Annotated in this window: 12 protein-coding genes, 1 tRNA gene, 1 other RNA gene and 2 pseudogenes; 10 read left to right on the top strand and 6 right to left on the bottom strand. The window is 44.6% G+C overall.

The genetic code is table 11. From position 1 onward, the window contains the following. The first annotated feature begins 37 nt into the window (after positions 1 to 37). Both DX073_RS09165 and DX073_RS09170 read left to right on the top strand, forming a co-directional pair. Entirely contained in the window at positions 38 to 1,552 is a 1,515-nt protein-coding gene (locus DX073_RS09165; protein WP_115007696.1) for a sodium-dependent transporter, read from the top strand. Continuing rightward, a complete protein-coding gene (locus tag DX073_RS09170) occupies positions 1,549 to 1,677 on the top strand; it encodes a methionine/alanine import family NSS transporter small subunit (protein WP_078274910.1) in 129 nt (42 codons plus the stop codon). Before DX073_RS09165 ends, DX073_RS09170 begins: the two co-directional genes overlap by 4 nt. A 348-nt stretch (positions 1,678 to 2,025) precedes the next feature. On the opposite strand, the gene nfuA is transcribed toward DX073_RS09170, so the two are convergent. Next, entirely contained in the window at positions 2,026 to 2,649 is a 624-nt protein-coding gene (gene nfuA / locus DX073_RS09180) for a Fe-S biogenesis protein NfuA (protein ID WP_115007700.1), read from the bottom strand. A gap of 92 nt (positions 2,650 to 2,741) precedes the next feature. Between nfuA and DX073_RS09185 the strand changes: the two genes are divergently transcribed. Beyond that, entirely contained in the window at positions 2,742 to 3,758 is a 1,017-nt protein-coding gene (locus DX073_RS09185) for a bifunctional nicotinamide-nucleotide adenylyltransferase/Nudix hydroxylase (protein WP_115007702.1), read from the top strand. 10 nt (positions 3,759 to 3,768) lie between these two features. Beyond that, on the top strand, positions 3,769 to 4,758 hold the full coding sequence (locus tag DX073_RS09190; RefSeq protein ID WP_115007704.1) for a hypothetical protein: 990 nt from the start codon (positions 3,769 to 3,771) through the stop codon (positions 4,756 to 4,758). A 113-nt stretch (positions 4,759 to 4,871) separates the two neighbouring features. Here the strand turns inward: DX073_RS09190 and DX073_RS09195 are convergent. Further along, a tRNA-Asn gene (locus tag DX073_RS09195) sits at positions 4,872 to 4,947 on the bottom strand. 136 nt (positions 4,948 to 5,083) lie between these two features. Beyond that, positions 5,084 to 5,274, bottom strand: a non-coding RNA gene (gene ssrS, locus DX073_RS09200) — 6S RNA. A gap of 123 nt (positions 5,275 to 5,397) precedes the next feature. On the opposite strand from ssrS, the gene gpmI reads away from it, so the two are divergent. From gpmI to DX073_RS14330, 4 genes are all read left to right on the top strand, one after another. After that, positions 5,398 to 6,954 carry a 2,3-bisphosphoglycerate-independent phosphoglycerate mutase gene (gene gpmI, locus DX073_RS09205; RefSeq protein WP_115007706.1) on the top strand — a complete coding sequence of 519 codons (1,557 nt, stop codon included), beginning with the start codon at positions 5,398 to 5,400 and terminating at the stop codon, positions 6,952 to 6,954. Then, positions 6,951 to 8,348 (top strand): S41 family peptidase, encoded by a 1,398-nt coding sequence (locus DX073_RS09210; protein WP_258556923.1) that lies wholly within the window; start codon positions 6,951 to 6,953, stop codon positions 8,346 to 8,348. Before gpmI ends, DX073_RS09210 begins: the two co-directional genes overlap by 4 nt. A 79-nt stretch (positions 8,349 to 8,427) precedes the next feature. Then, positions 8,428 to 8,769 carry a helix-turn-helix domain-containing protein gene (locus DX073_RS09215; protein WP_115006852.1) on the top strand — a complete coding sequence of 114 codons (342 nt, stop codon included), beginning with the start codon at positions 8,428 to 8,430 and terminating at the stop codon, positions 8,767 to 8,769. Positions 8,770 to 8,782: 13 nt separating this feature from the next. Continuing rightward, a complete protein-coding gene (locus DX073_RS14330; RefSeq protein WP_181814412.1) occupies positions 8,783 to 8,938 on the top strand; it encodes a hypothetical protein in 156 nt (51 codons plus the stop codon). A 118-nt stretch (positions 8,939 to 9,056) separates the two neighbouring features. On the opposite strand, the gene DX073_RS15075 is transcribed toward DX073_RS14330, so the two are convergent. After that, positions 9,057 to 9,955 (bottom strand): IS630 family transposase gene (locus tag DX073_RS15075; RefSeq protein ID WP_404932928.1). Its coding sequence is split into 2 segments (ribosomal slippage): positions 9,057 to 9,640 and positions 9,640 to 9,955, totalling 900 coding nucleotides; the frame shifts between segments, so codons are not numbered across the junction. 71 nt (positions 9,956 to 10,026) lie between these two features. Here DX073_RS15075 and DX073_RS09235 point away from each other — a divergent pair. Continuing rightward, a pseudogene (locus DX073_RS09235) lies at positions 10,027 to 10,617 on the top strand (IS3 family transposase); the annotation flags it as partial. Positions 10,618 to 10,629: 12 nt separating this feature from the next. Here DX073_RS09235 and DX073_RS09240 read toward each other — a convergent pair. Beyond that, positions 10,630 to 11,532, bottom strand: coding sequence for an IS982 family transposase (locus tag DX073_RS09240; protein ID WP_115005464.1), 903 nt, complete (start codon positions 11,530 to 11,532; stop codon positions 10,630 to 10,632). An 81-nt stretch (positions 11,533 to 11,613) separates the two neighbouring features. Here DX073_RS09240 and DX073_RS09245 point away from each other — a divergent pair. Beyond that, positions 11,614 to 11,883: pseudogene (locus DX073_RS09245) on the top strand (transposase); the annotation flags it as partial. 101 nt (positions 11,884 to 11,984) lie between these two features. On the opposite strand, the gene DX073_RS09250 reads toward DX073_RS09245, so the two are convergent. Then, complete coding sequence (locus tag DX073_RS09250) at positions 11,985 to 13,895, bottom strand: sigma-54-dependent transcriptional regulator (RefSeq protein ID WP_258556924.1); 1,911 nt, start codon at positions 13,893 to 13,895, stop codon at positions 11,985 to 11,987. Positions 13,896 to 14,016 lie beyond the last annotated feature (121 nt).

Below are 14,016 nucleotides of genomic sequence, written 5' to 3' on the forward strand. Positions count from 1 at the left end.
TTAAATGGAGTTGCCAAAACATTAACAAGGAGCAATTATGTCCACACAACGAGAAAGTTGGTCGGCACGCTCAGGCTTTATTTTGGCGGCGATTGGGTCGGCGGTAGGCTTGGGCAACATTTGGCGTTTTCCTTATGTGTCCTATGAAAATGGTGGTGGGGCGTTTTTTATCCCCTATCTCATTGCTTTGGCAACCGCAGGGTTTCCCTTGCTGTTTTTGGATTATGTCGCAGGGCAAAAATATCACGGAGCTCCGCCTACCGCTTATCGGCGAATGATTAAATCAAAAGAAATCGTGGGCTGGTGGCAGGTGCTGGTGTGTACCGTCATCGGGATTTATTATGCGTCCGTGTTGTCATGGGCAGGGCAATACACCCTATACGCCTTTGGGCAACAGTGGGGCGATGACCCGCAGACGTTTTTCTTTGAGCATTATTTGCAAAATGGCTCGGGGCTAGATTTTGGCATTGTGCCTAGTCTGTTTATCGGGGTGGCTATCGTCTGGGCGTTGGTGCTGTTTATCATGTATGGCGGTATCCGAAAAGGCGTGGAGCTTGCCAATAAAATCTGCATTCCGCTCCTTGTTATCATGTTTACCATCATGGTTGTGCAAGCGGCACAGCTAAACGGTGCGTCCGCAGGTCTAAATGCCTTTTTTACCCCCAACTGGGAAAAAATGGCTGACCCCAAGGTCTGGCTTGCCGCTTACGGACACGTCTTTTTCTCCATGTCTATCGGCTTTGGGATTATGGTAACGTACTCATCTTATCTAAAGAAAAATGCCAACTTAACAGGCTCAGGACTGGTGGTGGGTTTTGCCAACTCATCGTTTGAAGTCATGGCAGGTATCGGGATTTTCTCGGTGCTGGGCTTTATGGCAACCCAATCAGGCGTGCCTGTATCAGAAGTGGTGTCGGGCGGTATCGGTTTGGCATTCATCGCTTTTCCAAAAATCATCTCTAGCATGGGAGACGCTGGTACGCTCATCGGTATCTTGTTTTTTGGTTCGCTGTTTGTGGCGGGCGTTACGTCCATGGCAAGTATCCTACAAGTACCAATCTCAGCGGTCAAGGACAAATTCGGCTGGTCGCATAAAAAAGCAGTTAGCGTGGTCGGTGGTGTATCAGCTCTCATCTCACTTGCCCTGTTTTCTACCAAAACGGCGATTACCTTTGTGGACGTGATTGACCATTTTGCCAATAACATCGGCGTGGTAACAGGGGCGATTTTGTCTATCATTTGGGTAACGTGGTTTAACCGTCCTGTCATGGATAAGCTCATCAACCACATTAACGCCATTTCTAGTGTGAAAGTGGGTAAGGGCTGGGCATTTATGCTGACCATTGTTACGCCCATTTCGCTCATCGTGGCGTTGGTGCTAAGTGTGTTCTCACTCGTTACCAAGGGCTATGACAGTTATGATTTGGCAACTCAACTTATCTTTGGTTGGGGTGTGGTGGCAGTGTTTGCACTCGGTTCATTCTTATTGACCAAGGCACCTGCTCACGCCACACATCATCAGCATAAATCCATAGAAGGAGAAAACGCATGAACGGTACCGCATTAGCAGTCATGGTGGTGGCTTTATCTATCGTTTGGGGTGGATTGATATTATCTATCATTCACTTAACCAAAAATCCCGACATTGACATGGATAAAGTGCCAAGCGACCATTAACCATTAGAGTAAAAACGGCAATGATAAGTTGCCGTTTTTGGTATTGTTAAATAAAGATAGATTTTAAGGTTTTCCGTTCGGACTGAGCTTGTCGAAGTCTAGGAAAACCGTTATGGTTCGACAAGCTCACCACGAACGGCTTTCTAGAAAAGTATACTCAATTAACAATACCCCGTTTTTTAAGGTAAATTTATTTAACATAATCCATTTTGATTTTTATAATTTGGTATTTTGGGGTGTGGGAGTGAATTACGTTCGCCCAAAATCAACACCTTTTAAAAGGCTAAATATCAAAAAAGACAGGGTGTTAAAAAGGGCAAACCCATGCCCTTTTGTATTATCAATCAATTATTTATAATACGCATTTTCCGTCTTAGTGTGGTCGGTTTCGTCAATGACTTGGGTGAGCTCGGGGATTTGTTGTTTTAGCTGAACTTCCACGCCTTGACGCAAGGTAACGTCCACCGCACTGCACCCTTGACAGCCACCGCCAAATTTTAACACGGCGGTTTTGCCTGCATCGTCTTCGATGACTTCCAAAAGCTCCACATGACCGCCATGACTGGCAAGTTGGGGGTTAATCTCGGCTTGTAGCACATAAGTAATCCGCTCTTCAATGCTGGCATTTTCGCCCACTTGGGGAACTTTTGAGTTGGGGGCTCTAAAAGTGAGCTGACCGCCAAAACGGTCTTTGTTATAGTCAATCACCGCATCATGCAGATAAGGAATGCTCGGTGCATCAATGTGGGCGACAAATTTGTCATAAGGAATTTGCAAATCGTCTTCATCAATCTCATCGGGCTGGCAGTAGCTCATACAACATTCGGCTCGGGGCGTGCCTGCGTGTTCCACAAAAATACGCACGCCAATGCCTTCAACTTCTTGCTTGGCAAGCAGTTCTGCCAGATAGTCTTGGGCGCTCGGTGTGATGATGATGTTACTGCTTAATGGTTCGTTTTGCAAATCACTCATGGTAAAAACTCAATAAAAAGATAAAAATTTATGCTTTTATGGTAACATAATCGCTTTTATCAAGTCTAATTTTTTAAATAATGAGATTTAACATGGCTCAATTTGATTATTTGGTATTTATCGGGCGATTTCAGCTGTTTCATCATGGACATGAATTTGTCGTGCGTGAAGCCCTAAACCGTGCCAAAACCGTCATCATGCTCATCGGTTCGGCAAATAGCCCACGCACCATTAAAAATCCGTTTAGCTTTGATGAGCGTGAAAGCATGATTTTAAAAGCCTTTGATAATGATACTGGCGACAGCGAGCGGATTATTTGTATGCCCATTGATGACACGCTCTATAATGACCATAAATGGCTACAAAACGTCCAACAAGCGGTCTCATTCATCACCCAAAACGAACCTGCCAATATTGGTATCATTGGGCATGCCAAAGATGACAGTTCGTATTATTTGTCGTTATTTCCTGATTGGGGTTTTGTTGATCTGCCCAGTTTTGAAAATCTGTCCGCCACACCGCTAAGACGGGCGTATTTTTTAGATGAACGCCTAAAAAATGGCGATGATTGGCAAGATAAACTGCCTGCCCCGAGCGTGGCGTTTTTACAAAAATTTGCCCAAACGGATGATTTTACTCATCTGCAACGTGAATACCGCCATGTCCTAGATTATCAAAAGGCGTGGGAATCTGCTCCGTATCCGCCCGTATTTGTCACAGCGGATGCGTTGGTGGTGCAGGCAGGTCATGTGCTACTTATCGAGCGTGGGGGCGAGTATGGGCGTGGGCTGTATGCGTTGGCGGGCGGATTTTTGGATAAAGATGAGAGCCTGCTTGACTGTGCCTTGCGTGAATTGCAAGAAGAAACGGGGCTTATCATCAGTCCCAATGCCCTAAAAGCAAGCCATACCTTTGATGCTCCTGACCGTTCGGTTCGTGGACGGACGGTAACGACGGTGTTCTATTTTGAACTGACAGGTGATAAGCTCCCCGATGTGGCAGGGGGCGATGATGCCAGCCTTGCGTTTTGGCTGCCGCTTGGCGAGCTTGATGGGCGTATGATGTTTGAAGATCATTATAGCGTGATAACCAAGATGTTGGGGTTGTAGGGGTGCTTTGATGAGATGGTTGCTTTGTTTGATGATGTTTATGAGTGCTTGTGCTTATGCAAACAGCCATCCAAATGCTGATGAGCTGATTGGTTGTTTAAAACATGACGAAGACAAGCCTTATCAGAGTATGATGTGTCTTTTGCCCAATCAGCGTGTGATGATAAGTGCGATGGGCATGGTGGTGTTTGGCGGTTATCAGCTTGTGGATGATGTGATGTCTATTGAGATGGACAAGCCTTCTGTGTTTGCCGTGATGAGTAGGCATAACCGTTATCAAGATGGCACGCGTCTTCATATCAAGGGGCGAAGTGATGAAGATGGTTTTTTATTACAAATTAATGATGATGAGCCAAATTACGTCTCTGGCGGTAGTGCTTATTTGTGTCATGGTAATGATGTCAATACCTTGAAGTTTTATGCTAACATGAATGAAGTGGGTAAAGATGGCAGGAAGCACCAAGAGGGCTATGCATGGCAAAATGATATTCCGAGCGGTCATAATGACATCATTGTCGTGTATGGTACCAAACGAGAGCGATTTAGCCAAAGTTTTAGTTATAAACTGATGACTGATAATGGGCGGATTTATTTTACACAAGATAGGGCGGATGAGACAGTAGGGCGAGCGTATCTGAGCCGTGATGAGAGCGAGCTTGATTTTATTGATGAATATTTTGATGACAACGGCAATCCCATTGTGGAAAAATTAAACAACCCTAATTTTATCCTGCTAAATGGGTTTAATCAAATAGACATCCTGATGAGTGATGATCAGTCGTATGGGTGGGATTTGGATGCGTTTGATTATCATGAAAACGGTGATTATTATACGGTTAAACCTGAGCATTTGTCTGAATTTCATGCCAAAGATGATAAAATCTATCGGTATCATTGGGTATCAAACCAGCCCAACAAGACGGCAAAGACAGACATGGCTAAGCATCAAGACATCCGTCAAGGTCGGTGGCAGTGCCAAGCAATCGCAAATGATTGGTGATGGGGTGTGGGCATGATGGTGTGGTTTTTGTCATCATGTCCATGGTGTCAAGCAACTAATGACATAACCAAAAATAAAAAACCCTTTCCAAAATAGAAAAGGGCTTTTAAATATGGCTCCCCAACCTGGGCTCGAACCAGGGACACACGGATTAACAGTCCGATGCTCTACCGACTGAGCTATTGGGGAATAACTTGTCGTATCAAGTGATTGCGTATTATATAGATTTTTGACATCTTGTCAAGCAAATTTTTCAAAAAAATGATAAAAATTTTGAGATTAAAAATATTTTTGTTTAAAATCAATATTTTAAAAGCATAAAAAATAAAAAACCGAAACACCGCTGTCAAGTGTTGCCCATGAACCAAGTAGTTCAAGGCGGGTAAATCTTTGCTGTTTTAGGTTTCCCGATACATCAGATGATGCGGGCATACACACCACAGCAAACAGTCATTACCCTGTAAGTGTGATTATCGGCTCAGGTGTATTCTCAACTGGCGAATGTTTCAGTGGCTCTATTGTACGATAATTTTGTAAAAATTTCAAGATTTGGGCGGTTTTTGCCGTGCCGAATGGGGGTATTTTGTGATAAAATGAGAAATGAGTTATCATTTTTGATTTGTTAAAAAAGGCTTTATCATGAAAAAAATCCCCCACGTTTTGATGATTTTGGACGGTGTTGGACACCGAGAAGACCCCCGAGACAACGCCGTTTATACCGCCAAAAAACCCAATCTAGACACGCTCATGGCGACTTGCCCACATGGGCTTATCTCAGGCTCAGGGCAGGATGTGGGCTTGCCTGACGGTCAATTTGGCAATTCAGAAGTGGGGCATATGAACCTAGGAGCGGGGCGGATTTTGTACCAAGATTCTACCCGTATCATGAACGACATCAGATCGGGCGAATTTTTTAATAATGACGTGCTGGTTAAGGCGGTCAAGGACACGATAGACAATGAAGGGGCGGTGCATATTTTGGGCTTGCTGTCGGACGGTGGGGTTCATGCTCACATTGACCACATTAAGGCGACCGCCAAACTTGCCGTAGAGCAGGGGGCAAGCCAAGTGTTCGTTCATGCGTTTTTGGACGGGCGAGACACTCCGCCAAAATCGGCAGACGGCTATGTGGCGGATTTGGAGCAGTATTTGGCAACTCTTAGCCAAGAGTTTGATGCCGAAGCCAAAATCGCAAGTTGTATCGGACGCTTTTTTGCCATGGACAGAGACAAGCGGTGGGATAGGGTGGAGCAGGCGTACGACCTGATGACCCAAGCCAAGGCGGTGCGTGAAGCGGACAGTGCCAGTCATGCCATAGAGCTTGCCTATGGGGCGGACGAGACCGATGAGTTTGTACAAGCAACCATGATTGATGATAATGGTGTGATAGCGGACAATGACGGCGTGATTTTTGTCAATTTTCGGGCTGACCGTGCCAGAGAGATTAGTGGGGCCTTTGTGAGTGCTGATTTTGACGGTTTTAATCGTAAGGCAACGCCCGAGCTGTCCGCCTTTGTCATGATGACTAAATATTCTGATGAGTTGGAGGCTAACCCCAAAACAACAGTGGCGTATTATCCCACAAGCCTTGCCAACACACTGGGCGAATACCTGCAAAATCACGGCAAAACTCAGCTTCGCATTGCCGAAACCGAAAAGTACGCTCATGTTACGTTCTTTTTTAGTGGTGGACGTGAAGAGCTGTATGACGGCGAAAAGCGTATTTTGGTAAACAGCCCTGATGTTAAAACCTATGACCAAAAGCCCGAGATGAGTGCTTTTGAAGTTACCGATAAGCTAAAAGAGGCGATACTCTCAGGCGAGTTTGATGTGGTCATCATCAACTACGCCAATGGCGACATGGTAGGGCATACGGGCGTGTTTGATGCGGCGGTCAAGGCGGTGGAAGCGGTAGATGCCTGTATCGGCGAGATAGTCGGTGCGGTGCGTGAGATGAGAGGTCATCTGCTCATCACTGCCGACCACGGTAACTGCGAGCAAATGCAAGACTATGAGAGCGGGCAGGTGCATACTCAGCACACGACCGAATTTGTGCCGTTTATCTATGTGGGCGACAAGCAGGTGAGCGTGCGGACAGGCGGACGACTGTGTGATGTCGCTCCGACCATTTTACACCTGATGGGTATGCAAAAACCTGCCGAGATGACGGGGATGAGTCTATTGGTGGATTTATGAAACTGACAAAAACACTACTGGCGAGCATGGTGGCGTTGTCGCTAAGTGTGCCGACGACAAGCCATGCCGAGCTACCCAAAGCCATCAGTACTCCCATCAATAAAGTGGCAAATCTGCTCGGCTTTGGCGATGATGTGCAAGCCGACAGCGGTCTGGATGTTGAAGCAGAGACAGGCGAGCAGATGGATGTTCAGGACCCAACAAGCCCGACACTTGATGCCTTAGAGAGTAAGCCTAATACACTGCATGGCATAGAAGGGCTTCATCAGGGGCGTGTGCCGTTGGGGGCGGTGTCGCCAAACACCCTAAAAACCTTTGTGTCGGTGGTGGATTTGGTGCGTCGTGACTATGTCGAAGAAGTCAGTGATGAGAAGCTCTTTGAAAATGCGATGAGTGGCATGCTGACAGGGCTAGATAGCCATGCTGAGTTTTTGGACAAAGAAGCCTTTGCCAATCTACAATCATTCACCGCAGGCAACGTGGCGAACATCGGACTGTCAGTAGTGTGGCAAGCTGATGAAGAGCATTGGGTCGTCACTGATGTTCATGAAGACTCATCTGCCAAGCGTGCTGGCGTGAAAGTGGGGGACTATCTACATCAAGTGGGTGATACTAAGCTGTCCGACAGTCATAGTGAAAATGACGTCAAGCAGTTATTAAATGGTATTGCAGGCACGCAAGTGGATATTGTGATATCAAGTGCGGGGCGTAACAAAAGACGACTTACCGCTCAGCGTAATGAAGTACTAAAAAGCAATGTTGAAACCAGTATCGTCGGCGGGGTAGCCATCATTAAGCTCCCTGTGTTTCAAAATAACACCCGTCAGCAGATTTTGGAGAGCTTGGGGCAGGCGGGCGTACCCATATCGGGGGTAATATTGGACGTGCGTAATAACCCCGGTGGGGTCTTAGAGTCGGCAGGGGCAGTGGCATCGCTCTTTATGCGTAATCAGACGTTGGTGCAGGTGGCAGGGCGACAAGGGGTAGAGCGAGAGCTAAAAACCGAAGGTTCACCACTGCTGATTGATTTACCAGTGATGATACTACAAAACCGTTATTCGGCATCGGCCGCCGAAGTGCTTGCCAGTAGCTTGCAGTCGCAAAAGAGAGCGTTGATAGTCGGTGAGACGAGCTATGGCAAAGGCTCGGTGCAGTCGGTCATCCCTATCGGTGACAATCAAGCAGTTAAGATGACCACCGCTCATTACCTAACTGCCGATGGCAAGCAGATTGATGGGGTAGGGGTCGTGCCTGATGTGACATTTAATAAATCTACCGATTTGGTACCGACCATGATGGCGGTGTCTGACGTGTGGCTGTCGCAAGCACTCATCTTGATGGATGGAGCAAAACTAGAAACAGGCGTGGAGTTTGCTCCTGTGGGTGGATTCTAGGCGTGTAAAAAAAGGGGTGTGATGTGAACCGCCCCCCCCCCAAAAGTTAGACACCAAACTAACCTTTGGGGTGCTTTCTATGGCAAAATACACCACCGACTTTAAACTGTCTGTCATAGCATATTATCTAAACGGACACAGTTACAAGCAAACCGCTAAACAGTTTAACCTATCCACAGACAGCATTGTTGAACAGTGGGTCAAACTCTATCAAACACATGGCATTGATGGCATTAAAAGACGAAGTACCAAAGCTGTCTATGACACAGACTTTAAACTTAATGCAATCAAACAACTTCAAAATGGCAAATCCTTAACCCATCTTGCCATAGAGCTTAATCTACCAACCCCCGTCTTTACTGTCAAACTGGTTAAAGTCTTATCAAAGCTTTGGTATAATGGGACTCACCCCCAAACCTAAAGGCAGAAAGTCTGTGTCCAATTCAAACAAAACCAAATCAACCAGCAAAGTCAATCTACAAGATGATGACTATGCCAAACTTCTAAAACGCTTAGCCTATTTAGAAGCAGAGAACGACTACCTAAAAAAGCTCGATGCCTTAATTCGTCAGAAAGAGCAAAACAAGTAAGCTCATCAGCCAAACACCTAAATCAGTTAAAGACAACCATCGTGCAAGAACTAAGGCATAAGCACACCCTAAACACCTTACTTGGCATTGCCAAATTACCAAGAAGTGTGTTTTATACTCACCAAACCCCAAAATAACACTTCAAACCTTCTTCGATTGTATCAAACTCTGACAAATGACTTCTAAGCCATCTTTTAATCGTTGCCCAAGTTTGCTCTATTGGGTTTAGCTTGGATGAGTAAGGTGGTAATGGTAAGATGATGTGTTTGTATGTTGTGTTATTGATAAGCTCTTGCAAGTGTTTCATTCTGTGAAATCTTGCATTGTCTAAGATGATGATACAAGGCTTGCCTGTTTGTTTGGTGTGATTGTTAAGACAAGGCAGTAGCATTTGTTCAAACCACGTTTCAAACAAAGCACTTGTCATTGTATTGTTGTAGATGAGTGGAGCAATCAAGTTTTTGGCTTTGCCCCCTATTTGTCCTGCCACTAAGGAGACTCGTTGATAGCGTCTGCCACTGACTTTATCATAGGCTCTTTGACCTTTTAGACTTCTTGCATGAGTACGGTGTAGATAAGTGCCAATGCCTGTCTCATCTATATAGACAAGCTCATAACCGTGTTTGGACGTAGCTTGTAGTTGTGTTAATTTGTCTTGGAAGTCTTTGACTTTATTTGGGTCTTTCTCGAAGTAAGTTGTGGTCTTTTTTTAAGAGTAATGTTCATTGCTTTGAGTGCTTTATGGATTGCCATATCACTACACCCAAATACTTCACCAATTTCACGTAGGTATTTGTCAGGATTTGCTTCTACGTAAGCAAGAAGCTCTTTTCTGTCAAACTTTCTGGGTCTGTTGGTGGGTTTTTTACAAGACAAATTGCCTGTTTCTTTAAGTTGTCGTCTCCAACGAAACACGGTGTGTCTTGATACACCAAAAGCTTCCATAACAAGGTCAATGTTCTTGCATTTGTCATAATAAGCCAAGGCTTTTTGTCTGATTTCTAGTGAATAAGCCATTTGAAGTAGTGATTAGTGAATGGTGATGGAGATATGGGGATGATTGGTGTTGTTTCAAGGTTTGTTGGTTATATTACCACCCAAAACAAAACAAACAGCAAGACAAAGACCTATCCCTAAAAGAACAAATCAAGCACATTTACCACACCCACAAAGGCAGATACGGTTATCGTAGGATTTGTGCAGAGCTTAATCAAACACTTGCTGGTCAGGGCATTGTCATCAACCATAAAAAAGTACAACGACTCATGCGAGAGCTTGGTTTAAAATCCAAAATCAGACAACGAAAATACAAAGCTTACTCATCTTATCAAGGTGAACACCAAGGCAAGATTAAAGACAATGTCCTACAAAGAGATTTTAAAGCCACAAAGCCCAATCAAAAGTGGGCAACAGACATCACAGAATTTAAGGTTGAGGTTATATCACATGGTGATGATGGTAGTCATGGTAAAACTTGCCAAAAACTCTACCTATCGCCCATCATAGACTTGTTTAATGGAGAGATTGTCAGTTATGCCATCAAAGAGCGACCAAACTATGACTTGGTCAAAGAGATGCTTGATGATGCCTTAAATAAGCTAAGCCAAGAAAAGAGGGATGACAAGCCCATCATTCATTCAGACAGAGGTTGGCATTATCAAATGTTTCATTATCAACAAACTACCCCACTCTCAACTAAAAATCATCTCAAACTTAAGCGGTGGGTTGCCAAGTTGTTTGTTAATCTCTATGCAAAAACTGTGGGCAAGTAGCTTTCTAGTAAGTCGGTTAGACAGATGCCATAAATCTCTTGCTTTTGTTTGTTGAATGTTAAATCTTTGTGACAGTTGCGAGATGACGGTCTCTATGGTTTTTCTGCTTTTTTTAAGATGGCTTAAAAACCCTTTATCCCTGTCATCGGTCATATTGTCCCTAAGCGGTGTTTGTAAGTCAATGTCAGCTTTGGCAAGTTCGCTTTGCAGATCTTTGGATAAATACCCTTTGTCGCCAAATAACTGACAGATGTGTTGCTTTGATTGGTTTTGTAGGATGTCTGTTAGTTCAAATACCATTTGTCTATCATCAATGTTGGCAGGTGTTAAACCAAAGCCAATCACTTGACCTTGTACACTGGTCAGTAGATGACCTTTAAAGCCAAAATAATGCTCATGTTGACTTGCACAAAACCCAAAACTTGCCACGGATTTAAAGCTTTTGTTTCGTCTTGCTCTACCATAACGACACACAGGCAAGGGAAAACTGTCAATCAGATAAGGGTTGTATTCATTCTGGCTGTGTATGCTGATTGCATTCATCATCTTATCTTTTACCCAAAGCAAATTGGCACAATGTTTGGCAAAATTAGGGTATGAGCCTAATTTGGGAAAGTAGTGAGTGTAATGATTGGTAAAATAAGCCCAAATACCTTTGTCTGTATCAAAACCCAAACACTCACCAACAAGTTCCATAGTGATGACTTCGGCATCGGATAAGGCAGGAGGATAGCCTTTGGTTCTGATAGGCTTAGTTACAATATTTTTATAAAAAGCATCTACCATAAGATAGACACTAATGATAAAATCATCATAAGACATAACTTACTCCCTTTGTTTTGTGGTGAAACTTGGATTGGGCTATGTCTTTTTTTATTTCAAGGGAAAGTTGAGAGTGGGGTACAAACTTTAAAGAACCATGGCATTACCCAAAGTATGTCAAGAAAAGGCAACTGCCTTGATAATGCTGTCATTGAGAACTTCTTTGGAACACTTAAAGAAGAAATCTTTTATGAACAAACCAAGTTTACAAGCCTTAATGAGCTTAAAAAAGTAATTGATGAGTATATACACTACTACAATTATGATAGAATAAAGACCAAACTAAAAGGACTAAGTCCTGTCAAGTTCAAAGAACAGTACAGAGACTTAGTCCTTGGTCAAACCACTTAGCTTTATTAACCTAACCTTTAATCTTGTGTCTAAGATTTGGGGGTCGGTTCAATGAACACCCCTTTTTTTGTGGCTGATTTTTATGGTTGGTATGTCAGAGGTTATTCATCGTCGCCATCATCGATATCAAGTTTTTTCATGCGATAACGCAGAGAGCGAAAGGTCATGCCAAGCAGTTTGGCGGCTTGGGTTTTATTACCTCCTGCCTGCTGTAAAGCGTTGCAGATTATTTGACGTTCTTGGTCAATCAAATAAGCTTCTAGTCCTTGACTGGGTAGTTCGCCGTTTGCCAAATTTTCATGCTCTGACGAATTTAGGTCATCAAAAGCTTGGCTGACACTATTTGAGTCAAGTGGACTGACTTTTTGGGATTTTGGGGTGGATAAGGGCGTGCCATAGTTGGCAGAAGCGATGATATTTAGACCTGGGGTAATAGGCTTGGGCTCTTTATTTTCTTTGATGACGGTGTTGGCGGTATAGGTTGGTCGTTGGTCATGATAGGGTGATACCTTGATGACATTGGAGGGGGTGGGGATGTCATTGGTAATAGTGTTGATCGCCTCTGTTGCAGGTTCGGACGGTGCAAGCGTGATGATGTCATCATGGCTGACATGAGATGGGGTGTCATCTAATTCTGATATGTCGTGAACATCATCTAGCATGAGATGATGGGCATCAATCTCATCACTGTCGCTCATGGTAACAGCACGTTCTAAGATGTTTCTAAGTTCACGCACGTTGCCTTTAAAATTATGATAGGTCAGCACATCGATGGCATCATCGGTCAGGCTAAGATTATCAAGCCCCCAATCTTTGGCAATCAAATCCAGAAAATGCTCGGCCAGCATGGGAATGTCATCACGACGGTCATTTAAGGCAGGGAGTTTCACTTCGATGACGTTAATGCGATAGAACAAATCTTGACGAAACGCCCCTTTTTGTACCAAATCCGCCAAATCCTTGTGCGTGGCACAGACAATGCGAATGTCCACAGGCACTTCTTTGGTGTCGCCAATGGTTCGCACGGTTTTTTCTTGGATGGCACGCAGGAGCTTAACTTGCATGGCAAGCGGTAGATCCGCCACTTCATCTAAGAACAGCGTCCCGCCATCGGCTTGCTGGAACAGTCCGATTTTGTCTGATGTCGCCCCCGTGAAACTGCCTTTTTTGTGCCCAAAAAATTCACTCTCCATTAGCTCAGATGGTATCGCCCCGCAGTTGACAGGGACAAAGCTACCATCACGGTGAGGACTTAGGTCATGAATGAGTCGTGAGACGACCTCTTTGCCCGTGCCTGACCCGCCCCACAAAAATACAGGGGCTTGCGAGCGAGCCAGTTTTTTGATGGTAGAGCGTAGCTGTTTCATGGGGCGAGAATCACCAATGAGCCGACCGCCAAAAATGTCATCGTCACTGACGACGGCGACAGGCGTGGATGACTTGCTTTTTTTGGTGCTATTTTGACCTGTTTTTTGGGGCTTATCTTTGCTAGTTTCGGTGTTGTGTTCTGTGTCTGTCTTGGTATCATTTTCTGTGGGTACAACCAGCTCACCTGTCAAAGGATTGGGTGGAATGGCGGCACTGACACTTTTTTCTTGGCTGTCGTCTTGCGGTGCATCATCTTTGGTGCTTTGAGTGATGGTTTCATTGACTTTTAGGGCAGACTGAGCCAACTGACGCAGGCGAGGCAAATCCAATGGCTTATTGACGAAGTCAAATGCCCCGATTTTCATCGCTTCAATGGCGACATTGACATCGCCGTGAGCGGTGATGACTGCCACAGGTGTGGTGGTGGTTTTGGTGACAAGCTCCACAATCTCCATGCCAGAACCATCAGGCAGGGCAAGGTCAGTCAGACAAAAATCATAGTGGTTGTCCGCCAAAAAAGCTTTGGCACTTGCCACGTCATAGGCAACGTGTGTATCCACCCCCATCTTGTTTAGGGTGATTTGCATGAGACGACACAGGTCGGCTTCATCGTCAATGACTAGGGCGAGTGGCTTATCTTGCATGAATATTCCCAATAACTTAGATGTGCTCTATTATATAGGATTTTTACACAAAACCCAACATACAGAGATTTTACGGTAAAATTAAGTGGATGAATGTATCAAGCAAAGGTGGTTGGGTGCT

Source organism: Moraxella lacunata, assembly GCF_900453205.1.
Taxonomy (GTDB): Bacteria; Pseudomonadota; Gammaproteobacteria; order Pseudomonadales; family Moraxellaceae; genus Moraxella; species Moraxella lacunata_B.

Excerpts from the sequence above, each read along its gene's own strand:
- DX073_RS09165 (WP_115007696.1), top strand. The coding sequence starts at position 38 with ATGTCCACACAACGAGAAAGTTGGTCGGCACGCTCAGGCTTTATTTTG.
- DX073_RS09170 (WP_078274910.1), top strand. The coding sequence starts at position 1,549 with ATGAACGGTACCGCATTAGCAGTCATGGTGGTGGCTTTATCTATCGTT.
- nfuA (WP_115007700.1), bottom strand. The coding sequence starts at position 2,649 with ATGAGTGATTTGCAAAACGAACCATTAAGCAGTAACATCATCATCACA.
- DX073_RS09185 (WP_115007702.1), top strand. The coding sequence starts at position 2,742 with ATGGCTCAATTTGATTATTTGGTATTTATCGGGCGATTTCAGCTGTTT.
- DX073_RS09190 (WP_115007704.1), top strand. The coding sequence starts at position 3,769 with ATGAGATGGTTGCTTTGTTTGATGATGTTTATGAGTGCTTGTGCTTAT.
- gpmI (WP_115007706.1), top strand. The coding sequence starts at position 5,398 with ATGAAAAAAATCCCCCACGTTTTGATGATTTTGGACGGTGTTGGACAC.
- DX073_RS09210 (WP_258556923.1), top strand. The coding sequence starts at position 6,951 with ATGAAACTGACAAAAACACTACTGGCGAGCATGGTGGCGTTGTCGCTA.
- DX073_RS09215 (WP_115006852.1), top strand. The coding sequence starts at position 8,428 with ATGGCAAAATACACCACCGACTTTAAACTGTCTGTCATAGCATATTAT.
- DX073_RS09240 (WP_115005464.1), bottom strand. The coding sequence starts at position 11,532 with ATGTCTTATGATGATTTTATCATTAGTGTCTATCTTATGGTAGATGCT.
- DX073_RS09250 (WP_258556924.1), bottom strand. The coding sequence starts at position 13,895 with ATGCAAGATAAGCCACTCGCCCTAGTCATTGACGATGAAGCCGACCTG.